This is a genomic window from Sphingomicrobium sediminis, from assembly GCF_023805295.1.
In the GTDB taxonomy this organism is placed as follows: domain Bacteria; phylum Pseudomonadota; class Alphaproteobacteria; order Sphingomonadales; family Sphingomonadaceae; genus Sphingomicrobium; species Sphingomicrobium sediminis.
The window spans coordinates 2,136,540-2,157,454 of the sequence record NZ_JAMSHT010000001.1 but is presented as its reverse complement, the minus strand read 5'-3'; the positions used below and the strand labels follow the sequence as shown (position 1 = coordinate 2,157,454).

23 protein-coding genes are annotated in these 20,915 nt (G+C 64.0%); 11 read left to right on the top strand and 12 right to left on the bottom strand.

Annotation, left to right across the window (positions count from 1 at the left end):
- The first annotated feature begins 91 nt into the window (after positions 1-91).
- On the top strand, positions 92-862 hold the full coding sequence (locus tag NDO55_RS11125) for a Crp/Fnr family transcriptional regulator (protein WP_252115213.1): 771 nt from the start codon (positions 92-94) through the stop codon (positions 860-862).
- On the opposite strand, the gene pyrC is transcribed toward NDO55_RS11125, so the two are convergent.
- Positions 859-1,896: a dihydroorotase gene (gene pyrC, locus NDO55_RS11120; protein ID WP_252115210.1), complete on the bottom strand. Its 1,038-nt coding sequence runs from the start codon at positions 1,894-1,896 to the stop codon at positions 859-861. The two genes, NDO55_RS11125 and pyrC, sit on opposite strands and share 4 nt — an antisense overlap.
- Positions 1,897-1,937: 41 nt before the next feature.
- Between pyrC and ygfZ the strand changes: the two genes are divergently transcribed.
- Positions 1,938-2,636 (top strand): CAF17-like 4Fe-4S cluster assembly/insertion protein YgfZ, encoded by a 699-nt coding sequence (ygfZ, locus tag NDO55_RS11115; protein ID WP_252115208.1) that lies wholly within the window; start codon positions 1,938-1,940, stop codon positions 2,634-2,636.
- Positions 2,633-4,582, top strand: a complete 1,950-nt coding sequence (locus NDO55_RS11110; RefSeq protein WP_252115207.1) for a TonB-dependent receptor — start codon at positions 2,633-2,635, stop codon at positions 4,580-4,582. Before ygfZ ends, NDO55_RS11110 begins: the two co-directional genes overlap by 4 nt.
- Here the strand turns inward: NDO55_RS11110 and NDO55_RS11105 are convergent.
- Together NDO55_RS11105 and acnA are read right to left on the bottom strand one after the other, a co-directional pair.
- On the bottom strand, positions 4,579-4,995 hold the full coding sequence (locus NDO55_RS11105) for a rhodanese-like domain-containing protein (protein ID WP_252115205.1): 417 nt from the start codon (positions 4,993-4,995) through the stop codon (positions 4,579-4,581). The genes NDO55_RS11110 and NDO55_RS11105 overlap by 4 nt on opposite strands.
- Entirely contained in the window at positions 4,995-7,670 is a 2,676-nt protein-coding gene (gene acnA, locus NDO55_RS11100) for an aconitate hydratase AcnA (protein WP_252115203.1), read from the bottom strand. The genes NDO55_RS11105 and acnA overlap by 1 nt, the downstream gene beginning before the upstream one ends.
- Before the next feature lie 204 nt (positions 7,671-7,874).
- On the opposite strand from acnA, the gene NDO55_RS11095 reads away from it, so the two are divergent.
- Positions 7,875-8,045 (top strand): hypothetical protein, encoded by a 171-nt coding sequence (locus tag NDO55_RS11095; RefSeq protein ID WP_252115201.1) that lies wholly within the window; start codon positions 7,875-7,877, stop codon positions 8,043-8,045.
- On the opposite strand, the gene NDO55_RS11090 is transcribed toward NDO55_RS11095, so the two are convergent.
- Both NDO55_RS11090 and fumC read right to left on the bottom strand, forming a co-directional pair.
- The gene (locus NDO55_RS11090; RefSeq protein ID WP_252115199.1) at positions 8,042-8,575 is read right to left on the bottom strand and encodes a DUF4142 domain-containing protein; all 534 of its coding nucleotides are present in this window, start codon (positions 8,573-8,575) and stop codon (positions 8,042-8,044) included. The two genes, NDO55_RS11095 and NDO55_RS11090, sit on opposite strands and share 4 nt — an antisense overlap.
- 23 nt (positions 8,576-8,598) lie before the next feature.
- Positions 8,599-9,990, bottom strand: coding sequence for a class II fumarate hydratase (fumC, locus tag NDO55_RS11085; protein WP_252115197.1), 1,392 nt, complete (start codon positions 9,988-9,990; stop codon positions 8,599-8,601).
- Positions 9,991-10,070: 80 nt separating this feature from the next.
- Between fumC and NDO55_RS11080 the strand changes: the two genes are divergently transcribed.
- The gene (locus tag NDO55_RS11080) at positions 10,071-10,523 is read left to right on the top strand and encodes an ATP-dependent zinc protease family protein (RefSeq protein ID WP_252115195.1); all 453 of its coding nucleotides are present in this window, start codon (positions 10,071-10,073) and stop codon (positions 10,521-10,523) included.
- Positions 10,520-11,425, top strand: a complete 906-nt coding sequence (gene rimK / locus NDO55_RS11075) for a 30S ribosomal protein S6--L-glutamate ligase (protein ID WP_252115193.1) — start codon at positions 10,520-10,522, stop codon at positions 11,423-11,425. The genes NDO55_RS11080 and rimK overlap by 4 nt, the downstream gene beginning before the upstream one ends.
- A 95-nt stretch (positions 11,426-11,520) precedes the next feature.
- Here the strand turns inward: rimK and NDO55_RS11070 are convergent, their stop codons facing one another.
- Positions 11,521-12,180: a class I SAM-dependent methyltransferase gene (locus NDO55_RS11070; RefSeq protein WP_252115191.1), complete on the bottom strand. Its 660-nt coding sequence runs from the start codon at positions 12,178-12,180 to the stop codon at positions 11,521-11,523.
- Between the two features lie 91 nt (positions 12,181-12,271).
- Here NDO55_RS11070 and NDO55_RS11065 point away from each other — a divergent pair, with 91 nt between their 5' ends.
- Positions 12,272-13,162 carry a LysR family transcriptional regulator gene (locus tag NDO55_RS11065; protein ID WP_252115189.1) on the top strand — a complete coding sequence of 297 codons (891 nt, stop codon included), beginning with the start codon at positions 12,272-12,274 and terminating at the stop codon, positions 13,160-13,162.
- A gap of 13 nt (positions 13,163-13,175) precedes the next feature.
- Here NDO55_RS11065 and NDO55_RS11060 read toward each other — a convergent pair whose 3' ends face one another.
- Positions 13,176-13,502: a hypothetical protein gene (locus tag NDO55_RS11060; protein ID WP_252115187.1), complete on the bottom strand. Its 327-nt coding sequence runs from the start codon at positions 13,500-13,502 to the stop codon at positions 13,176-13,178.
- A gap of 4 nt (positions 13,503-13,506) precedes the next feature.
- Complete coding sequence (locus NDO55_RS11055; protein ID WP_252115185.1) at positions 13,507-13,983, bottom strand: SspB family protein; 477 nt, start codon at positions 13,981-13,983, stop codon at positions 13,507-13,509.
- Between the two features lie 68 nt (positions 13,984-14,051).
- Here NDO55_RS11055 and NDO55_RS11050 point away from each other — a divergent pair, with 68 nt between their 5' ends.
- Positions 14,052-14,432 (top strand): HIT family protein, encoded by a 381-nt coding sequence (locus tag NDO55_RS11050; protein ID WP_252115183.1) that lies wholly within the window; start codon positions 14,052-14,054, stop codon positions 14,430-14,432.
- 3 nt (positions 14,433-14,435) lie between these two features.
- On the opposite strand, the gene NDO55_RS11045 is transcribed toward NDO55_RS11050, so the two are convergent.
- Both NDO55_RS11045 and NDO55_RS11040 read right to left on the bottom strand, forming a co-directional pair.
- Positions 14,436-14,948, bottom strand: a complete 513-nt coding sequence (locus tag NDO55_RS11045; protein ID WP_252115181.1) for a surface-adhesin E family protein — start codon at positions 14,946-14,948, stop codon at positions 14,436-14,438.
- A 32-nt stretch (positions 14,949-14,980) separates the two neighbouring features.
- Complete coding sequence (locus tag NDO55_RS11040) at positions 14,981-15,496, bottom strand: hypothetical protein (protein WP_252115179.1); 516 nt, start codon at positions 15,494-15,496, stop codon at positions 14,981-14,983.
- A gap of 226 nt (positions 15,497-15,722) precedes the next feature.
- On the opposite strand from NDO55_RS11040, the gene NDO55_RS11035 reads away from it, so the two are divergent.
- A complete protein-coding gene (locus NDO55_RS11035) occupies positions 15,723-17,171 on the top strand; it encodes a sodium-dependent transporter (protein WP_252115177.1) in 1,449 nt (482 codons plus the stop codon).
- A 78-nt stretch (positions 17,172-17,249) separates the two neighbouring features.
- Here NDO55_RS11035 and NDO55_RS11030 read toward each other — a convergent pair whose 3' ends face one another.
- Positions 17,250-18,251 carry an adenosine kinase gene (locus NDO55_RS11030; RefSeq protein ID WP_252115175.1) on the bottom strand — a complete coding sequence of 334 codons (1,002 nt, stop codon included), beginning with the start codon at positions 18,249-18,251 and terminating at the stop codon, positions 17,250-17,252.
- A gap of 156 nt (positions 18,252-18,407) precedes the next feature.
- Between NDO55_RS11030 and NDO55_RS11025 the strand changes: the two genes are divergently transcribed.
- Positions 18,408-19,514: a DUF5694 domain-containing protein gene (locus NDO55_RS11025; protein ID WP_252115173.1), complete on the top strand. Its 1,107-nt coding sequence runs from the start codon at positions 18,408-18,410 to the stop codon at positions 19,512-19,514.
- On the top strand, positions 19,511-19,879 hold the full coding sequence (locus NDO55_RS11020; protein ID WP_252115171.1) for a hypothetical protein: 369 nt from the start codon (positions 19,511-19,513) through the stop codon (positions 19,877-19,879). Before NDO55_RS11025 ends, NDO55_RS11020 begins: the two co-directional genes overlap by 4 nt.
- Here NDO55_RS11020 and queG read toward each other — a convergent pair.
- On the bottom strand, positions 19,876-20,907 hold the full coding sequence (queG, locus tag NDO55_RS11015) for a tRNA epoxyqueuosine(34) reductase QueG (protein ID WP_252115170.1): 1,032 nt from the start codon (positions 20,905-20,907) through the stop codon (positions 19,876-19,878). The two genes, NDO55_RS11020 and queG, sit on opposite strands and share 4 nt — an antisense overlap.
- Positions 20,908-20,915: the final 8 nt, after the last annotated feature.

Here is a 20,915-nt window from a genome sequence, read left to right as displayed (position 1 = left end):
CTTTTCGCGATATTGCGAGTTGATCACGTAACAATTGGGGGGAAGCGAACCGCCGTGCAGCGTTCAGTGCCGGCAAGAGGGACGAAGACATATGAACGCCACGCCTGCCTCCACCCTGGCCGACGACCCCGTCGACCTTACCCGCACCAATCACCTCATCGGCATGATGACCGACAATATCCGCGACCGGCTGCTGGTCGGTGCCGAACGGCTCGAATTCGACGCCGGCCACACCTTGTTCACCAGCGGCGACCAGATCGCCTATACCTATTTTCCGCTCGCCCCGACCATGGTGTCGATGCTGGTCGACCTTAACGGCGACCGCCGTGTCGAAGTCGCCACCATCGGCAAGGAAGGCGCGATCGGCGGGGTCGTCAGCTGCGGCGACCTGCCCGCCTATACGCGCTGCGAAGTCCAGGTTGCCGGACCCGCCTTGCGCGTCCCCATGTCACTGATCGAGGAATTGAAGCGCGAGAGCCTGTTCGTCCGCGACCTCCTGTGCCGCTATGCCGACGCTTTGCTCGCGCAGGTCATGCAATCGGTCGCCTGCAACGCCTTCCATTCGATCGAAGGCCGCGCCGCGCGCTGGCTGCTGACCGCACAGGATCGCGCCGGCGACGAATTGGCGCTCACCCAGGAAACCTTCGCCGCCCTGCTTGGCGTTAAGCGCAGCTCGGTCAACCCGATCGCCCGCGCGCTGCAGGAAGAAGGCCTCATCCGCTACAGCCGCGGCATCGTCACCATCTGCAATCGCGACGGTCTCAAGAAGCGCGCCTGCGAATGCTACGACCGCGTGCGCAATCATTTCGACGCGGTCATCGGCGATGAACAGGCAGCCTGGATCGAGGCCTGCGAAGGCTAGTCGAGCAGCTTCCAGTCGATGCGCTGGCCAGCCCGGAACGGCACGACGACTTCGCCGCCCGACACGATTTCTTCCGGTACGTCCTGCCCGACCTTTTCGAGCGTTACCGTCTCTTCATTCGGCGCCATGCCGTAGAAGCGCGGCCCGTCGAGGCTGGCGAAGGCCTCGAAGCGGTCGAGTGCGTTCTCTTCCTCGAACACCTGCGCATAACATTCGAGCGCATGCGGCGCGTTGAAGATGCCGGCACAGCCACACGCGCTTTCCTTGGCGCTCTTGGTGTGCGGCGCGCTGTCGGTGCCGAGGAAGAATTTCCCTGACCCGCCCGTCGCCGCCTTGCGCACCGCAAGACGATGCATTTCGCGCTTGGCCACCGGCAGGCAATAGGCGTGCGGATTGATCCCGCCTGCGAAGATGGCGTTGCGGTTGATCATCAAATGCTGCGGCGTGATCGTCGCAGCCATGCGTGCATCGCCATCGGCGACGAAGTCCGCCCCATCTTTGGTCGTGATATGCTCGAACACGAATTTGAGCCCCGGATGGCGCTTCAGCATCGGCACTGCGACACGGTCGATGAAGACCGCCTCGCGATCGAAGATGTCGATGTCGCTGCTGGTCACCTCGCCATGAGTGAGGAGCGGCATGCCGATCTTCTCCATGCGCGCCAGCACCGCATCGATCTTCTCGACATCGGTCACGCCCGAGGCGGAGTTGGTCGTCGCGCCCGCCGGATAGAGCTTTGCCGCCACCCAGATGCCATCGCGAAAACCCCGCTCGATATCGTCGGGATCGGTATCGTCGGTGAGGTAAGCCGTCATCAGGGGCGTGAAGTCCACGCCTCGGGGCAGCGCCGCTTCGATCCGGTCGCGATAGGCGGCCGCTTGGTCGGCCTGCACCACCGGCGGCGCAAGGTTGGGCATCACGATCGCGCGCGCAAACTGACGCGCCGTATAGGGCAGCACGCCTTCCATCATCGCGCCGTCGCGCAAATGGAGGTGCCAGTCGTCGGGGCGGCGGATGGTGATGCTGGTCGTCATGCGGCTTGCCTTAGTGGGGGGCGCTCCCTAGCTCAAGACGCATGACCGCAACCCAGCTTCCCGACCGCGCCGTCATTCGCCTCGCCGGCGATGATGTGACCGGCTTCCTCGACGGCCTCGTCACCAACAAGCTTGGCGACGAGGGGCCCGTCTGGGCCGCCTTGCTGACGCCGCAAGGCAAAGTGCTGTGCGACTTCTTCATCTGGCCGGATGGAGAGGACAGGCTGATCGATATCGAGGGCGAAGCCGCCGACGACCTCATCAAGCGCCTGTCCATGTATCGCCTCCGCCGCAAGATCGAGATCGGCCTCGATACCGACCTTGCGGTGCATTGGAGCGCCGACGGCGATGAAGGCCATGCCGACCCGCGCCATCCGGACATGGGGCGCCGGTGGCTGGGCGAAGCGGGTGCGCCTGCGGAGGGCTATCTCGACCACCGCCTCTCCCTCAACATTTGCGAGGGCCGCGCAGAGCTGGCCGACCTCCTCTGGCTCGAATGCAATGCGGGCGAATTGAACGGGGTGAGCTTCACCAAGGGCTGCTTCGTCGGTCAGGAAAATACGGCCCGCATGAACTGGCGCGCCAAGGTCAATCGCCGTCTCTTTGTGGTAGAAGGCGAACATCAGAAGGCACGCGCTCACTATCCGGAACTTGGGCGCTCGGTCATGCATTCGCGGATCGATGCCATTCCCGATGGCGCGATCCTGCCCGACTGGTTGAAAGACGCCCTGCCCGAATGATTCTTGCCCTTCTCGCCGCACAGCCGGCGCCGATCATCGTCACCGGCCAGCCGCTGGAGGAAACCGAGGCGCAAGTCGTTCTCACGGCCGAGGATGCCGAGACCCTGTCGAGCGGCCGCGTCGAGGAATTGCTCGCCCGCGCGCCCAACCTCTCCAGCTTCCGCCGCGCCGATGCCCGGTCGGTCCACCCGACGAGCCAGGGGCTAACCTTACGCGGATTGGGCGGCAATTCCGCCAGCCGCGTCGCGCTGACCATCGACGGCGTGCCGCAGGCCGATCCGTTCGGTGGCTGGATCAATTTCGCCAGCATGGATCCTGTCGCCATCGACCGGCTCGCCATTCGCTACGGCGCGGATACGCAGCCCGGCGCGGTTGCGGGCAGCATCGCCATCGACACCATCTCGCGCACCCCGCGCACCATCCGCGTCGCTTATGGCGGCGATGATCGCTGGGACATTTCCAATAGCGGCCACCTCGAGATTGGCGATGGCTATCTCCAAAGCTCCTCGGGCTTCCTAGAGAGCGACGGCTTCATTCCCGTGGTCGAAGCCGACCGCGGCCCCGCCGATCGCGCCGCGCGCACCGAGCAGCGCGTCAGCCGCTGGCGCTTCGTCTATCCCGTCGCCGGGGTCGAGGCGCAGCTGGGCGCGGCCTGGTTCACCGACAAGCGCGACCGCGGCTTCGATGGCAGCGACAATCGCGCCGAAGGTCTCGACGTCTCGCTCCGTCTGGTCGAGCGCAACGGCCCGCTTCCTTTCGAGCTCACCGGCTGGTGGCAAGATCGCCAGTTCGAAACCCGCTTTGCCGCGCTCGACGAAGACCGCGCGACGACCCGTATCGTGCTCGACCAATATGACGTCCCCGCCACCGGATTGGGCGTCGAAGGAAAGGTCGACCTCGGCGCGGCGCGCCTCGGTGCCGGCTGGCGCAAGAATGAAGGCACCGTGGCGGAACGCTTTTTCTTCATCGACAGCGACCCCACCCGCGAACGCCGCGCCGGCGGCGAGACCCGCATCGCCAGCCTGTTCGGCGAGGCCGATGCCGGTCCCGCAAGCCTGTCGCTGCGCGTCGACCGCTGGGACATTTCGAACGGCTTCCGCGCAATCGAACAACTGACCGATGGCGCGAGCCTCGAAGATGCCAGCTTCGCCGACCGCGACGGCACCCAATGGTCGGGCCGCCTCTCCATCGCCGAGCGTGTCGATGACGTGACCTTCAGCGTGACCGCCTCACGCGGCTGGCGTCTGCCGACCCTCAACGAACTGTATCGTCCCTTCCGCGTCGGTGCCGATGCGACTGCCGCCAACGAAGCGTTGGAGCCCGAGACCAGTATCGGCGTCGACCTCGGCGCACGCTATGAGAGCGACGCACTTTTCGCTTCGGCAACGATATTCTGGCAGCGCCTCGACGACGCCATTGCCAATGTGCCCCTCGACACCGGCCCCGGCCTCTTTCCGGGCGTCGGCTTCGTCTCGGGCGCCGGCACCTATGCGCAGCGCCGCAACCTCGACGCCATTGAAAGCCAGGGCATCGAATTGGCCGCAGGCTGGCAAGACGACGACTTCGACATCACGCTGCTCTACGGTTTTGCCGACGCGACCGTCTCGGCGTCGGGTGATGCAGCCGCGTTCGACGGCAACCAGCCCGCACAAAGCCCGCGCCATTCAGGCTCGCTCACCGGCGGCTGGAGTGGCGGCGACACGCGTCTCCAACTCACCGCCCGCCTCGACGGCACGCGCTATGACGACCTAGCAAACTTGGAAAAGTTGGACGCGGCCGTCAGCTTCGACGCCTACGCCCGCACTCCGCTGCACGAGAAACTCGCGCTCGAACTGCGTGCCGAGAATGTGACCGACGCCGAAATCCTCACCGGTTTCGCCAGCGACGGCAGCCGCGAGCGCGCGCGAGGCCGGACTTTCTGGGTGGGGTTGAAGTTTACGCCCTAAGGCGTTTCGACCGGAAGTCCCGCCTCTTCCCAAGCGATGATGCCGCCCTCCATGTGCGCGACGGTTTCGCCGCGATGGGCAGCGAGCCGGACAGCGGCTTCTTCGGACCGGCGGCCCGAGCGGCAATAGAGCACCACCATCTCGCCATCGAGCGCCGCCGGGTCGAACTCGGCCAGCGGCATCAGCCGTGCACCCGGAATATGCCCCTCGGCATATTCTTCCGGCGTGCGGACATCGATGAAGATAGGCGGCTCGGTCGCCTCGCGCATCGCCGCAACCTCGCTCGCCGACAAAGCGACGATAGGCGCGACGATCTGCGCTTCGGCGATCGGCTCCGCCCCGCTCGCCCCCTGCCCCTCCCCGCACGCGGCGAGAAGGAGGCAAAGGGGTACGAGGCGGATAACCGGATTCACTAGGCGGCGAGCTTGCGCAGCACGTAGTGAAGAATGCCCGAATTCTTGAAATATTCGAGCTCGTTATACGTGTCGATCCGGCACTTGGCGGTGAATTCGACCGTCTCGCCATTGGCGCGCGTCGCGACGACGCTCACGTCCTGGCGCGGTTCGAGATCGGCGAGCCCCTTGATCGAGAAGCTCTCGCTACCATCGAAACCGAAATGGGCCGGGCCTTCGCCGTCTTGGAACTGCAGCGGCAGCACGCCCATGCCGACAAGGTTCGAACGGTGGATACGCTCGAAGCTTTCGGCGATGACCGCCTTCACGCCCTGCAGGATGGTGCCCTTGGCCGCCCAGTCGCGCGACGAGCCGGTGCCATATTCCTTGCCCGCCAGCACGACGAGCGGGGTGCCCGACTGCATGTAGGCCATCGCCGCGTCGTAGATCGGCTTGACCTGGCCCTCGGGACCCTTGGTGAAGCCGCCCTCGACGTCGTCGAGCATCTGGTTGCGGATGCGGATGTTGGCGAAGGTGCCGCGCATCATCACTTCATGGTTGCCGCGACGCGCGCCGTACGAGTTGAATTCGGCGCGCGGGACCTGGTGCTCCTGCAGGTAGCTACCCGCCGGGCTGTCGGCCTTGATCGCGCCCGCAGGCGAGATGTGGTCGGTGGTGATCGAGTCACCGAAAATGGCGAGCGGACGCGCGCCTTCGATGTCGGTGATGGCGTTCGGATCCATGCCCATGCCCTGGAAGTAAGGCGGGTTCTGGATATAGGTCGAACCGGCCGGCCAGTCATAGGTGGCGCCGCCCGAAACCTCGATACGCTGCCAGCGATCGTCACCCTTGAAGACGTCGGCATAACGCGAACGGAACATGTCGGCGTTGACGTGCGCATCGACGAGCGCGCGCACTTCCTCGTTGGTGGGCCAGATGTCCTTGAGGAAGACGTCGTTGCCATCCTTGTCCTGCCCGATGGCGCAGGTCGTGATGTCGTCGCGCGTATTGCCGAGCAGCGCATAGGCGACAACCAGCGGCGGCGAGGCGAGATAGTTGGCGCGCACGTCGGGCGACACGCGGCCTTCGAAGTTGCGGTTACCCGACAGGACCGAGCAGGCGACGAGGTCATTCTCGTTGATCGCCTTGCTGACCGGCGCGGGCAGCGGGCCCGAATTGCCGATGCAGGTGGTGCAGCCATAGCCGACAAGGTCGAAGCCGATGGCGTCGAGATCGTCCGACAGGCCCGCTTTGTCGAGATAGTCGGTCACGACCTGGCTGCCCGGCGCCAGCGAGGTCTTCACCCACGGCTTGCGGTTGAGGCCAAGCTCGCGCGCCTTCTTGGCGACGAGGCCGGCGGCGATCATCACGTCGGGGTTCGATGTATTGGTGCAGCTGGTGATGGCGGCGATCACGACATCGCCATCGGTGATGCCATAGTCCTCGCCTTCGACCGGGATGTCGACGCCCTTCTTGCCGCCTTCATATTGGGTTTCCATCAGCTTGTGGAACTCGCTCGCCATGTCGGACAGCAGCACGCGGTCCTGCGGACGCTTCGGGCCGGCAAGGCTCGGCTCGACCGTGCCCATGTCGAGGTGCAGCGTATCGGTGAAAACCGGCTCGGGGCTGTTCTCGTCGTGCCACATGCCCTGCGCCTGGCAATAGGCCTTGATGAGCGGGATCTGGTCGCCGCGACCCGACAGCTCCATATAATCCATGGTGCGCTGGTCGATCGGGAAGAAGCCACAGGTCGCGCCATATTCGGGCGCCATGTTGGCGATGGTTGCGCGGTCCGCCAGGCTCAGTTTGGCAAGGCCAGGGCCGTAAAATTCGACGAAGCGCCCGACGACGCCCTTTTCGCGAAGCATCTGGACGATGACGAGCACGAGGTCGGTCGCGGTGATGCCCTCGGCCATTTCGCCGGTCAGCTTGAAGCCCACCACTTCGGGGACCAGCATCGAGATGGGCTGGCCCAGCATCGCGGCCTCGGCCTCGATGCCGCCAACACCCCAGCCAAGCACGCCAAGGCCGTTGACCATGGTCGTGTGGCTGTCGGTGCCGACCAACGTGTCGGGATAAGCGACCGTATCGCCATTGGCGTCGTTCGAGCTCCAGACAGCGCGAGCAATATATTCGAGGTTCACCTGATGGCAGATGCCGGTGCCCGGCGGGACCACCTTGAAATTGTCGAACGCGGTCGAACCCCATTTGAGGAATTCATAGCGTTCCTTGTTGCGCTCATATTCACGCTCGACATTCTTCTCGAACGCCATCGGCGTGCCGAACTCGTCGACCATGACCGAGTGGTCGATAACGAGGTGCACAGGGACCTGCGGGTTGATCTTCTGCGGATCGCCGCCAAGCGCCTTGATGCCGTCGCGCATTGCCGCCAAGTCGACCACGGCGGGAACACCGGTGAAATCCTGCATCAGCACGCGCGCGGGGCGATACTGGATCTCGCGATTGATACGGCGTTCCTTCTGCCAGTCGGCAATCGCCTGCACGTCGTCGGTGGTGACCGTGCTGCCATCCTCGAAACGCAGCATGTTCTCGAGCAGCACCTTCATCGAGAAGGGCAGGCGCGAAACGTCGCCGACCTTTTCGGCGGCTTTCGGCAGCGAGTAATAAGCGAACTGCTCGCCATTCACATCGAGCATCGTGCGGGTGTTGAGACTGTCCTGGCCGGTCGCGGTCATCGAGGATCCTCTTTCTTATTTGTTGTACGCCGGCTGGGCCGCCGGCCTCGTCTTCGACGCGCGCCCTAGCACCCTCTTTTGCCTGAGGCAAAGCGACGATTGTATATGTTGCACGGCACCAACGGGCGAGCGGGCCAAAAGCTGCGACGAAGCCTGCGCAAAGCCCTCAAATCCGGCGCGGCAATCTGCTATGCTCCCGACATCATGAAGGACCATGACCGCGACTATTTCGAGCGTCGCGCGGCGGAAGCCCGCGAAAAAGCGTGCCACAAGGGTGGCGGACGCGACAGCCGAGTCGCGGGTCATCTGGCGCTTGCCTATGCCGCGCTCGCACGCGCCAAGGCCGATAGTGAGAAGACCAGCGAAGACGCCTAGTCGATCGCTTCGACCACCGCTTCCTGCTCGGCCAGTTTCTCTGCACTGAATTCCGCCACCGGCCGCAAGGTCGCAGAACCGCCGCGCACGGCATAATCCTCGTGGAAAGCGCGGACCTGCGGTACCAATTGCTGCTGCATCCGGACATAGGCTGCATCGAAATCGGCTGCGTTTTGCAGTTGATCGAGCATCGCCTGGTGCTCGCGGATCAGCGTGTTGCTGGGCAGCGCATCGACCCGGCGCCCGGCATAAGAAAGTTGCCCCGAAATGCCCTCCGCATTGTCCTTTTGCCGCGCGGCCAGCGCGCGAAGCTGCGGGTCGCTCGAGCGCTGTTCGGCAAGGTCCGCCGCCGCGATCGCCAGCAGCGCCGCCGACGCCGCGGTCTCGACATAGAGACCGGCAGTCATCGTCATCGCCGGGGTCACCGGCGCGGTCGTGACTGTCATGCTACCACCGGGGGAAGAAGAGCCAGAACTGCACCCGGCCAGCGCCAGCACGCCGACGCCCACAACCACTGCAACCTTGCGCATCTTCATCCCCCTGTTCTTGTGGATTAGCGTCCTACCATCATCTCCGGCCGCACGACGCGGTCGAAGGTTTCTTCGTCAACCAAGCCGAGCTCCAGTCCCGCTTCCTTGAGCGTTTGACCCGTCTTGTGCGCATGCTTGGCGATATTGGCGGCATTGTCATAGCCGATTTCCGGCGCGAGCGCGGTCACGAGCATGAGCGAGCGGTCGACCAGCTCCTTGATCCGCGTCTCGTTGGCCTCGATGCCCTCGACGCAGCGTTCGGCAAAGCTCGCCATGCCGGTCGCCAGCAGGTCGACCGAGCGCAGCACGTTGGCGCCGATGAGCGGCATGAAAACGTTCAGTTCGAAATGACCCTGTGCGCCGCCAATCGTGACGGCCTGCTGGTTCCCCATCACCTGCGCGGCGACCATGGTCAGCGATTCGCACTGGGTCGGATTGACCTTGCCCGGCATGATCGAGCTGCCCGGCTCGTTGGCCGGCAGGCTGAGTTCGCCGAGGCCCGAACGCGGACCGGAGCCCAAGAAACGAATGTCGTTGGCAATCTTGTTCAGGGCCACGGCAAGGCTGTTGAGCGCGCCGTGGAAGAACACCATGCCGTCCTTGGCCGCCATTTCGGCAAAGGCATTGGGGGCGACTTCGAACTCGGTGCCGGCAATGTCCTCGATGGCCTCGACCATGTCGGCCTTCCAGTTTTCGGGTGCATTGAGGCCGGTGCCGACCGCCGTGCCACCGATCGGCAGCTTGCGAAGGTTGCCGTCCATCGCGCCTTCGATACGCGCCTTGGCGGCGATCAGCTGCGCGACATAGCCCGAAAATTCCTGGCCAAGCGTGAGCGGCGTCGCATCCTGCGTATGGGTGCGGCCGATCTTGACGATATGGTCGAACGCCTTCGCCTTTTCCATCAGCGCCTTGGTGAGGCGATCGAGCGCGGGCAGCAGCTTGCGCTCGGTCGCAACCACCGCCGACACATGGAGCGCAGTCGGGAAGGTGTCGTTCGAGCTTTGCGACTTGTTCACGTGATCGTTGGGATGGACCGGCTCCTTGCCGCCCCGCGTGCCGGCCAGCGCATCGTTGGCGATACCGGCAATGACCTCGTTGACGTTCATATTGGTCTGCGTGCCCGACCCCGTCTGCCAGATGGTCAGCGGGAACTGGTCGTCATATTCGCCGGCGATGATCGCGGCAGCCGCGCTTTCCATCGCATCGGCCAGCTTGGCATCGAGCCCATGCTTGCGGTTCACCCGCGCCGCGGCCTGCTTCACGATGGCCTGGGCGTGGACGATCCCGATCGGCATCTGCTCCTTGGGACCGAAGGGAAAGTTGCTCAAGGAGCGCTGCGTCTGCGCGCCCCAATAGGCGTCGGCGGGAACTTCGATGGGGCCAATCGAGTCGGTTTCGGTGCGGGTGTCGCTCATTTGTCCTCTGCGGTGATGATGCGTTGACTTTTCGGCGCCTGCCTAGGAGGGATGCGGCTTGCTGTCGAGGGGACGCGCGTTTGAAAAAGGGAACAGTCGGCTGGCGCGAATGGATCGCCCTCCCCGGTCTCGGGGTGGAGGCGGTGAAGGCCAAGGTCGACACCGGCGCCAGGACCAGCGCCATCCATGCCTGGAAAGTCCGCCATTTCGAACGTGACGGACGCGAACATATCAGCTTCTGCCTGCACCCGCTGCAGGACAATGACAGCTATGTCGTCGAGGCCGAGGCGCCCCTTTTGGAAATGCGCAAGGTCCGTAGCTCCAACGGCCAGGAACAACGCCGTTTCGTCATCGAGACCGAGGTCGAAATTAGCGACACGCGCTACCCCATCGAACTCACGCTCACCAATCGCGACGAGATGGGTTTTCGAATGTTATTGGGTCGGCAGGCACTTCGCCGCCGCTGGCTCGTTGATCCTGGCAAGAGCTATCTGACGCGCGCCGACGCGGACAATGAAGGGGATGAAGATTGAAGATTGCGCTGACCTGCCGGAACCCGAACCTCTACTCGCACAAGCGACTAGTCGAGGCGGCCGAGGAGCGTGGTCACACGATCGACGTGATCGATCACCTCAAATGCTACATCAATATCACCTCGAACAAGCCGACCATCCGCTACAAGGGCGAGGAACTGCCCAAATATGACGCGGTAATCCCGCGCATCGGCGCGAGCGTGACCTTTTACGGCACCGCCGTGCTCAGGCAGTTCGAGATGATGGGCACCTTTCCCCTCAACGAAAGCGTTGCGATCAGCCGCAGCCGCGACAAGCTCCGCTCGATGCAATTGCTCGCACGCAAGGGCGTGGGCCTGCCCGTCACCGTCTTCGCGCACCAGACCAGCCGCGCCGAGGAAATCATCGAGATGGCGGGCGGCGCGCCGGTCGTCATCAAATTGCTCGAGGGCACGCAAGGCATCGGCGTGGTGCTGGGCGAAACGCAGAAGGCCGCCGAGAGCATCATCCAGGCCTTTTCAGGCGTCGGCTCGAACATCCTCACCCAGCAATTCATCAAGGAAGCAGGCGGCAGCGACATTCGATGCTTCGTCATCGGCGAAAAGGTCGTCGCGGCGATGAAGCGCACCGGCAAGGAAGGCGACTTTCGCTCCAACCTCCACCGCGGCGGCACCGCCGAACCGGTCAAGATCACTGCGATCGAACGCAAGACCGCAACGCTCGCCGCCAAGGCGATGGGGCTGCGCGTCTGCGGCGTCGACCTGCTGCGCGGCAGCCAGGGGCCAGTGGTGATGGAAGTGAATTCGTCGCCAGGCCTCGAGGGCCTCGAAAAGTCGACCGAGATCGACGTCGCCGGCAAGATCATCGATTATCTGGAGAAGACCTACAAGGAAGGCCGGACCCGCACGCGCGGACGGGGCTGACGCCTCGGGGGTTCGAGGGTTGGCGCCAGCCCCGCCCCGTACCCGCCCTTCAGGGGGAGCGAGACAACGGGTACGTTTGGATGTGCGGTGCGGGCCTAGCGCGGCAGCTGCTCGCGCCGGGCGATAAGGAACAGGTCGCGGCCCGGATTGGGTTCCCAATGATAGTCGAACGAGAAACCCGCTTCGACCAGCGCAAACTCCAGCTGCTGCGCGGTAAACCATCCGAATGTCGGGAACCGACCCAAACGCCCCAGCGTCGCCGAGGCAAGCTTCAACAGGCCGCGCACGACCGGGTTGAGATCGCCAAGGCACGGCACCGACAGCACCAATGTCCCGCCCGGCTTGAGCAACCGCCGGAGCTGCGCGATGGCGCTGATCCAGTCGGGCACCAGGTGCAGGATGCTGTGGGCTTGGACCATGTCGAAGCGGGCCTCGGCAGGGTTCATTTCATCAAGCGCAGCGACGCGAAAATCCACATTGGTGACGCCCGCCTGGCCCGCCTTGGCCTTGGCGATGTCGATCATGCCCGGCGAGATGTCGGTGGCGATGATGTCACGTGCATGCGAGGCGTGGTTGAGCGCCGTGCTGCCGGTCCCACATCCCACTTCGAGAACGCGCATCTCCGGGTGCATGAAGCTTCGCGTTACGGCCAGCTTGCGGGCGTAGATGGCCTCATCTGGCACTGGCTTGGCGGCATAGCTGGGCGCGATGCGGTCCCAGAAGCGGCTCGTATTGGTCATGGTCAATTCCGTCATGTCAGTCATTCCTTATGTGCTGAAGACGACATAGCGGCTATTAGCTCACGCATGAATTGACAGAATTTGCCTGTCCATTATGCATTTATGCATGAGTTGGCGCGATCATTTCGACTGGAACCACGCAAAGGCCTTCATGGCGACCGCCGAACATGGCTCGCTGTCCGCAGCCGCGCGCGCGCTCGGCCTCACCCAGCCTACGCTTGGCCGGCAGGTGCGCGCGCTCGAAGACGAGCTTGGCGCTGTCCTGTTCGAACGCGCCGGACGCGGGCTCATTCTCACTCCGACGGGCGAGGAACTGCTCACCTATGTCCGCGCAATGGCCGAGGCGGCATCCGACCTCAACCGCGTCGCCACCGGCCGCGCCGAAGCGATCGAAGGCGACGTGCGCCTCAGCGTGACCGAGGTTGCCGGCTCATTCTGGCTGCCTCCCCTCCTCACGCGCATGCGGCAGGAACTGCCCGGCATCCGGCTCGAGCTCATCGTGACCAACGAGAATAGCGACCTGCGCCGACGCGAGGCCGATATTGCGGTACGTTCGGCTCGCCCTGCGGACCCCGCCCTCATCGCCAAGCGCGTCAGCGAGGAAACCGCCAGCCTCTATGCCAGCGACGATTATCTTCAGCGCTTCGGCGGCCGCATCACTCGCGACCGGCTGCACGAGGTCGAGATGATCGGATTTGCCGACATACCGGCTTATCTGGAGGCACTCCGATCCTTGAACGTCGAGGTCAGCGAAGATCAGTTCGGCATCACCGTGTCCGATCATGCCGTAATGTGGGAGCTGGTGCGCACCGGCGCGGGTGTCGGCATCATGGCCGACCGCATCGCCGCGCGCGAGCCGGGCATCTCGAAAGCATTTGCGGGGTCGCGCGCATTTCCGTTCGAACTCTGGCTGGTCTCGCACCGCGAATTGCTCACCAGCCGCCGCGTCCGCACCGTCTATGACTGGATCGCCACCAACCTGCTCGCGATGAACTGAGGCGCGGGGGGCGTCAGCCGAACAGGTCGCGCTCGATGCCGCGCACGACGCGGTGCTGCAGCAGGATGGCAGCCACGGCGAACGGCCCGAACACCGCAATGCCGATCAAGCGTTCGACGTCGAACATCTGCTCGACCAGGACCGCCGCGCAGATGCCAATCGATGCCAGCGCAAAAGCCGGCAGCCCGCGCATCAGGTAGGCCGCAGTCGAAGCAGGCTCGGCATCCAACCCGGTCGCTTTTGCCCGCTCACGCAGGCGCGCAAGCTTGTGGCCATCCCATCGGAGCGCGATGAGCGGGGGTGCGAGCAAGGCCACGATGATCGCGAGCGCGATTTGCATCGGCCTATTTCTTCTTGGTGAAGTCCACCGCGACGACGTTGGAGCCGTCCTCGACCGGTTCGACGACCGGCTTTTCATCGCCGCCGTCGGGATCGTCATCCTCATGCTCGTCATTGGCCTGGAACTTCAGGCTGAACTCGACCGCAGGATCGACAAAGTCGGTGATGGCGGCAAACGGCACGCGCAGCGTCGAAGGCACGCCGCCGAAGCTCAGGCCCACCGAAAAACCCATCTGGTCGACCGTCAGGTCCCAGAAACGATGCTGGAGCACGATCGTCATTTCGTCGGGGAAACGCTCGATCAGGTGATCGGGAATGTCGACGTCGGGATGGCGCGTGCGAAAGGTGATGTAGAAATGATGGCCGCCCGGCAGCGCGCCGTCGGCTGCGACTTCGCTCAGCACCCGGCCGACCACGGCGCGCAGCGCTTCCTGCACGATTTCGTCGTAGGGAATCAGGCTCTCGGGCGTTTCGTCGCTCATGGTCTTGCCACCTGAACGCCGCGCGGGCATGGGTCAAGGCCTCGCGCAAGATTGAGAAAGACCGAGCCATGCCGATCGACGCCACGCAGCCCTATGACGACGACAATGTCTTCGCCAAGATCCTGCGTGGGGACCTGCCCTGTCACAAGGAAGCCGAGAGCGAGCACAGCTTCGCCTTCCACGACATCAACCCGCTCACGGCGCTCCACATCCTCGTCATTCCCAAGGGCAAATATGTCAGCTGGGACGATTTCACCGCCAAGGGATCGGACGAGGAAATCCTCGATTTCGTGAAGCTGGTCGGCAAGGTCGCGCGCGACCGCGGCATGCACGAGCAGGGCTATCGGATGCTCGCCAATATCGGCAAGCGCGCGGGCCAGGAAGTGCCCCACCTGCACGTCCACCTGTTCGGCGGCGAGCCATTGGGCCCGATGCTCGCCAAGGACTAAGTTCTATTGCTCCAGCGCGGCCACCAGGTTGCCCAAGTCCTCGCCAGCCGCCGCACTGCCAACAATGTCGATCAGGGTCGTAAGCCGATCCGGCGCCTCCAGCCCATACGGATTGGCGCGTCCCGCGGCCGCCTCGCAAGTGGTCTGCGCCAAAGGCTCGGCCATCTTGCCTTCGACGACCGGCTTCCACTGAAGGCCATCGGTATAACGGGTCGGCCCCAAAGGATTGCCATTGCGATCGTACAATTGCGCATTCCTAGTGGCGTACCGCCGCGCGCCGCTGCAATCGATCGCCATGAGGGCCGAATGCACGTTGACACCCGTTTCGGCCATTTCTCTGGGATAGACTGCATGGACCTGGACCTCGATGACCCCGTCGACCGATCTGATCGACTCCAAGTCGACGAAGATGGCACCTTCGTCACTGGAATTGCTGAGCCAGTAATCCTGCGCCTGGGCCGGCGCCGCCGCCATCAAGCCTGCCATCACCATTGCCACGCCCATGATACGTTTCATGCCCTTGCTCCCACTTACCTAGCGCGCCGCGCTCAGTTCTTGATCTCGAGGCCCTCCACGGCCGTCTCGATCGAATTGGCCATGCGAACCGTCACGACCAGCCCGGCCAAGTCGTCGGGCACGTCTTCATTTTCAGCCTGGAATTTCCGAATGCTGATATTGCCGCAGGCGAGGTCATAATTGGACGCCCCGACCGCATTTGCAGCGAGATCATTCCAGGGTGAATTGCTCTCCTCGGGGCCGTAGTTCAGGCTGCCATCCTCACCGCGCCCATTGGCGATGACCAACCGATATTTGCCGTTCGCGCAGTCATACTGGACCGTTCCCCCGACCCCGTAGAACTGGCCACCGCGCGGCTCGGAGTAGAGGTACCAGGCTTCGATTTCGACGATATCACCGCCCAAACGGACGATACTGTCAATGTCGACAATGCCCAGCGTGTCGTCTGTCTTGGCGCTGACCCAGTAATCCTGCGCTGCCGCCGGGGGCGCCGCCAGGTTCAACCCCCCGATCGTTGCCGCCAGCATCACCGTCGTTCGAATCCCCATCTTCGTCCTCCCCACTCTTGTCATCAGTCAGCCTGAGAACTCCAATCGCCCTTTGGTTCGAAATCCCGCGAGATCGGGCCGCCATGTATTGCTTCAATGTCTATCGACGATGTTGCCCATCTGCAAACATGGGTGAATTGCTGTGCTTTGCCCCTTGCGCGGCCTCGTCGACTCATTAGAGCTAGGCGACCGAATTTCATGAATACCCTTGGGGGAGCTTCAAAACATGGTCGCATCCGCAGCACAGGGCAGCGCGACTGCCAAGGAAGGCTGGTCCAGCCGTACCGCCTTCATCCTCGCCGCCGTCGGCGCCGCCGTCGGTCTCGGCAACATCTGGCGTTTCCCGACGCTCGCCGGTGAAAGCGGGGGCGGCGCGTTCGTTCTCGTCTATATCGCTTTCGTCTTCCTGCTTGGCCTGCCGCTGGTGCTGGCCGAGATCACGACCGGCAAGATCGGCCAGACTGACGCGGTCGGCTCGATGCGCGAAGTCGCGCGCCGATCGGGTGCCTCGACCGCATGGTCCGCAACCGCCACGGTCGGGACCGTCGCGGCCTTCCTCATCCTCTCTTTCTACTCGGTCGTCGCCGGCTGGGTGCTCTATTATGCGGGCGTCCATGCCATCGAGCTCGTCAACGCGATCGGACGCGGCGATCCATTGGGCGGCGCATTTGGCGGCCCCGGCGGCGAGAGCGTCGATGAGATCCAGTCGCGCATGGGCAACCTGTTCGGCAACTGGCAGCTCCTGCTGGCCATGCATGTCGGCTTCATGGGCGTGACCTGGTTCGTCGTCAGCCGCGGTGTTCATTCGGGCATCGAGAAGGCGGCCACGATCCTCATGCCGATCTTCTTCGTGCTCCTGGTCGGGATCACCATCTATGGTGCCTTCACCGGCAATTTCAGCGAAGCCACCGCATTTCTCTTCACCGCCGATTTCTCCAAGCTCACGCCTGAAGTCATCAACGCGGCGCTGGGCCAGGCGCTCTTCTCGCTGAGCCTCGGTGTCGCCGGCCTCATCACCTATGGCAGCTACATCAAGTCCAAGGGCGGCCTTGGCGGCACCTCGCTGACCATTGCCTTTGCCGATACCGGCGTGGCGCTGATCGCCGGCCTGATGATCTTCCCGATCGTCTTCGCCGCGGGCCTGGATCCCGCAGGCGGCCCGACCTTGGTCTTCCAGGCATTGCCGGTCGCCTTCCAGTCGATGCCGGGCGGCGCCCTCATCGGCTTCCTCTTCTTCTGCCTGATCTTCGTCGCTGCGCTGACCAGCTCGGTCTCGCTGCTCGAAGTCCCCACCGCATGGGGCAAGGGCGAGATGAAGTGGAGCCGCGCTTTCTCGGCCACCATGTTCGCGCTTGGTGCCGGCTCGCTCGGCGTCCTCTCGCTGCTCGGCTATAACGAGCTGTCGGGCGTCAGCCCGCTCGGCTTCTGGTCGATCTTCGAAGGGCTCGACATCCTCGACACGATTGACGGCTTCACAGGCAAGATCATGTTGCCGCTCGGCGTCATGCTGCTCGCCATCTTCATCGGCTGGAAGGCCGACCAGAAGATGCTGCAGGCCGAGACCGGCCTGTCCGACGGCATGTTCAAGCTGTGGCGCTTCCTGGTCGCCTGGCTGTGCCCGATCGCGGTCGGCCTGGTCCTGCTGTTCGGCCTGTTCCCGGGCCTCATCGGCTAGGGCTTCAGGACCAACAACGAAAAAGGGCAGCCCCGCATCTTGGCAGGGCTGCCCTTTTCTTTTGCTTGGTAGAGCGGGTTAGGCGCTCAGCGCCTTGGACGCCAGCACGCGCAAATCCTGTTCGGGGCGTGCGCCATAATGCTGGATCACTTCGGCCGCCGCGATGGCGCCGAGGCGCAGGCAGGTTTCGAGATCGCGATCCTTGGCGATGCCCGCGAGGAAACCGGCGGCGAAGAGATCGCCGGCACCGGTCGTGTCGACCAGCTGCTCGATCGGCTGCGCGCCGACGCGGGCGCGGTGCCCGTCCTCGACTGCGATGGCGCCCTTTTCCGAGCGCGTGACCACCAACAGCGGCACCTTGGGCGCTACATTGTCGACGGCATCGTCGAAATCGCTGTCCCCAGCGAGCGCCTTGATCTCTTCTTCATTGGCGAAAAGGATATCGATCCGCCCGTCGTCGATCAGCGCCTTGAAATCGTCGCGATGGCGATCGACGCAGAACGTGTCGGACAGAGTGAAGGCAACCTTGCGGCCGGCATTGCGGGCAAAGTCGATCGCCTTGCTCATCGCTTCGATGGCGCCCGGCGGGTCCCACAAATAGCCTTCGAGATAGAGGATGCCGGCATCGGCGATGACCGCCTCGTCGATCGCCTGCGGCGGCAGCTTCTGTGCCGCGCCCAGAAAGGTGTTCATGGTGCGCTGCGCATCGGGCGTGACGAGGATCAGGCAGCGCGCGGTGGCAACGCCCACATTGGGTGACGGCGCGACGACGAATTCGACGCCGGCTGCTTCGATGTCATGCTTGTAGATCTTGCCCAGCTGGTCATCGGCAACTTGGCCGATAAAGCCGGTCTTCACATCGAGCGCTGCGAGGCCTGCGGCGGTATTGCCGGCCGAACCGCCCGACACTTCCTTGCCCGGCCCCATCAGGCCGTAGAGGCGCTCGGCCTCGGCCTCGTCGATGAGCCGCATCGAGCCCTTGTCGAGATCCTGTTCCTCGAGAAATTCGTCGGTCGCATCGGCGATCACATCTACGATGGCATTGCCGATGGCGAGGACGTCCAAACGGGGACTGGTCATACTTCTTGTCCTTGAAGGCGAAAAACCGTGTGCGCGCGCCCCTATGCGCGTGCGCGATGGATGGCAAGCTTTTGGGCCCCACTGTATCGCTTGCATAATACACTTTGTTGCGTCATGGTCCGCACCATACGGATCCAATCGGAGGGGAGTTCACAGATGAAATCGACCATTGCCGCAGCGCTCGCCGCCATCGCCTTGAGCGCCACGCCAGCGACGGCGCAGGAGGCCGACATGAACGAGGCGACGCCCTATGACATCAGCGTCCATGACGATGCGCTGGCGATCGAGCCAACCCAGATGCTCAATCTCGGCAGCGCCCATTTCAGCGGCTGGCGCGAATTCGTGAACCGCGAAGAGCTCGACATGGCGCTGGCGCCGGTCCTCGATCGTCTCGAGGCCTGGGGTCCCGACACCATTACGGTCGAGGCGATTTCGGGCGCCGATTGCGACCAACTGGAACGCTACGGCACCTTCTATGCCGGCGCGGCGGATACCTATTGCGTGACGATTTCGGAGGCTGCCGCCCATGGCGACATGTCGCGCGAGGACGCGAACATCGCGGCGATGGAGACCTTTCTGTCCGGCGGTCCCGGCGACGACCCGGCGGCGCGGCGCAATTATGTCGCGCAGTTGATGGCCGCCGGGGAAATCTATTCGGCGCTGCTGCAATGGCGGTATCTCGATCCCGCCGAGCGGATTGCCGGCGAGGAAGTGTCACAGGGCATGATCGACAGCCTCGAGCGCTTCGATGCCCGCCTCAAAGAAAGCGTGTCGATCGGCGTCGCGCTGGCGCAGCGCCTCGGCCATGAGCGCGTCTGGCAGGTCGATGATCATAGCGCCGACATGCTCTACCTGCGCAATGCGGACGGCTTCGGCGAGCGCATGCGCGAAATCTGGTCGAGCGGATCGACCGAGGGACGCGAGATGTACGCGGGGCTAATGGCCAAAGTGCAGCAGGATCGCGACCTCACGGCTTTCCTCATCGCCATGAACGATCCCGAAGCGCAGCGCCTCACCATCGAGGGCGATTTCGCCAAGGGGCTCGCCGACACCGACGAGCGCGGCATCGGACAGGACTATGCCAATTGGTGGCAGGTCCGGAACATGCGCATGGTCGCCAACATCGTCGCCGCAGCCTCGCTCAACCGGTCGCAAAAGACGCTGAATATCGTTGGCGCGAGCCACAAGGCCTATTACGACTATTATCTCGACACGATGCATCATGTCGAACTCGTGGATGTCGGAGATATTCTCAGCCAGTGACGCGTTTTCTCATCATCGCCGCCAGCCTGACACTTGCCGCCTGCGGCGGCAGCACGACCAGCCAGGTGCGCCCCGCTTTCCCGCAGACCTCGGCGCCCCCGCCGGCGCCGACGGTCCAGGCCTTCGGGCCGCTGATCGGATCGTCCGCAGCCACCCTCGCCGCACGCTTCGGCGAGCCCGCATTGCGCATCGCCGAGGGCAATAGCCTGATGCTGCAATATAAGGGCGGCAATTGCGTGCTCGACGCCTATCTCTATCCGGGCACGAGCGGGGCCATGCAGGTCACCCATATCGATACGCGCGACACCAGCGGCCTGCCGGCGCAGTCCGCCGGCTGCATCCGCGCCATCGAGCAGCGCCGCTAGGCCAGCCGCTCCAGCGCCCAGCGCGCCGCATCCGCGACTACCGGATCGGGATCGTTCGCCAACCGCTCGGCATGCGGACGCAGCGCCGCAGCGCCGCTATTGCCCGCAGCGATCAGGCAATTGCGGACCATCCGGTTGCGCCCGATCCGCTTGATCGGCGAGCCTGAAAACATTTCGCGAAACGCCGCATCGTCCAGCTGCAACAGGTCGGCCAGTCGCGGCGCGACCAATTCGGCGCGCGGCAGGAACTTGCGATGCGCATGGGCCGCGTCGGCAAAGCGGTTCCACGGACAGGCGGCAAGGCAATCGTCGCAGCCATAGATGCGATTGCCCATCGCCTCGCGATACGCATCCGGGATCGGCCCGGAATGTTCGATCGTGAGGTAGGAAATGCATTTGCGCGCATCGAGGCGATGCGGCGCATCGATCGCCCCCGTCGGGCAAGCCTCGATACAGGCCGTGCAGCTCCCGCAATGCATGCTCGCCGCGCCCGACGGCTCCAGCTCCAACGTCGTGTAAATGATCCCGAGGAACAGCCAGTTGCCGTCATTGCGGTTGAGCAAATTAGTATGCTTGCCCTGCCAGCCCACGCCCGCCGCCGCCGCCAGCGGCTTTTCCATCACCGGCGCGGTATCGACGAACACCTTCACCTCGCACGGCTCTTCCTCGACCAACCAGCGCGCCAGCGCCTTCAGCTTCTGCTTCACCAGCTTGTGATAGTCCGCGCCCTGCGCATAGACGCTGATCCGCCCGATATCGCCGCGCTCTTCCAGCGCGCGCGGATCTTGCGCCGGCGCATAGCTCAGCCCAAGTGCGATGACGCTCTTCGCCTCGGGCCACAGCGCCTGCACCCCCTTGCGGTGATGGTAGCGCGTTTCCATCCAGCCCATCTCGCCATGCCGTCCGGCATCGAGCCATTGCCTCAATTCGACCCCGGCCTCGTCCGCCGCATCGGCGCGCGCAAAGCCGCAGGCTGCGAATTCCAGTTCGCGTGCTTTCGAGGAAATCCGGGCTTCGATACTTGTCATTAGCACTT

Bases quoted from the DNA above. Each gene is read 5' to 3' on its own strand.
- NDO55_RS11095 (WP_252115201.1), top strand. From the start codon at position 7,875: ATGAAGGACCATGACCGCGACTATTTCGAGCGTCGCGCGGCGGAAGCC.
- NDO55_RS11125 (WP_252115213.1), top strand. From the start codon at position 92: ATGAACGCCACGCCTGCCTCCACCCTGGCCGACGACCCCGTCGACCTT.
- NDO55_RS11045 (WP_252115181.1), bottom strand. From the start codon at position 14,948: ATGAAACGTATCATGGGCGTGGCAATGGTGATGGCAGGCTTGATGGCG.
- NDO55_RS11065 (WP_252115189.1), top strand. From the start codon at position 12,272: ATGAGTTGGCGCGATCATTTCGACTGGAACCACGCAAAGGCCTTCATG.
- queG (WP_252115170.1), bottom strand. From the start codon at position 20,907: ATGACAAGTATCGAAGCCCGGATTTCCTCGAAAGCACGCGAACTGGAA.
- NDO55_RS11055 (WP_252115185.1), bottom strand. From the start codon at position 13,983: ATGAGCGACGAAACGCCCGAGAGCCTGATTCCCTACGACGAAATCGTG.
- NDO55_RS11050 (WP_252115183.1), top strand. From the start codon at position 14,052: ATGCCGATCGACGCCACGCAGCCCTATGACGACGACAATGTCTTCGCC.
- NDO55_RS11030 (WP_252115175.1), bottom strand. From the start codon at position 18,251: ATGACCAGTCCCCGTTTGGACGTCCTCGCCATCGGCAATGCCATCGTA.
- NDO55_RS11040 (WP_252115179.1), bottom strand. From the start codon at position 15,496: ATGGGGATTCGAACGACGGTGATGCTGGCGGCAACGATCGGGGGGTTG.
- NDO55_RS11035 (WP_252115177.1), top strand. From the start codon at position 15,723: ATGGTCGCATCCGCAGCACAGGGCAGCGCGACTGCCAAGGAAGGCTGG.
- NDO55_RS11060 (WP_252115187.1), bottom strand. From the start codon at position 13,502: ATGCAAATCGCGCTCGCGATCATCGTGGCCTTGCTCGCACCCCCGCTC.
- pyrC (WP_252115210.1), bottom strand. From the start codon at position 1,896: ATGACGACCAGCATCACCATCCGCCGCCCCGACGACTGGCACCTCCAT.
- ygfZ (WP_252115208.1), top strand. From the start codon at position 1,938: ATGACCGCAACCCAGCTTCCCGACCGCGCCGTCATTCGCCTCGCCGGC.
- acnA (WP_252115203.1), bottom strand. From the start codon at position 7,670: ATGACCGCGACCGGCCAGGACAGTCTCAACACCCGCACGATGCTCGAT.
- NDO55_RS11090 (WP_252115199.1), bottom strand. From the start codon at position 8,575: ATGCGCAAGGTTGCAGTGGTTGTGGGCGTCGGCGTGCTGGCGCTGGCC.
- NDO55_RS11110 (WP_252115207.1), top strand. From the start codon at position 2,633: ATGATTCTTGCCCTTCTCGCCGCACAGCCGGCGCCGATCATCGTCACC.
- fumC (WP_252115197.1), bottom strand. From the start codon at position 9,990: ATGAGCGACACCCGCACCGAAACCGACTCGATTGGCCCCATCGAAGTT.
- NDO55_RS11070 (WP_252115191.1), bottom strand. From the start codon at position 12,180: ATGACGGAATTGACCATGACCAATACGAGCCGCTTCTGGGACCGCATC.
- NDO55_RS11025 (WP_252115173.1), top strand. From the start codon at position 18,408: ATGAAATCGACCATTGCCGCAGCGCTCGCCGCCATCGCCTTGAGCGCC.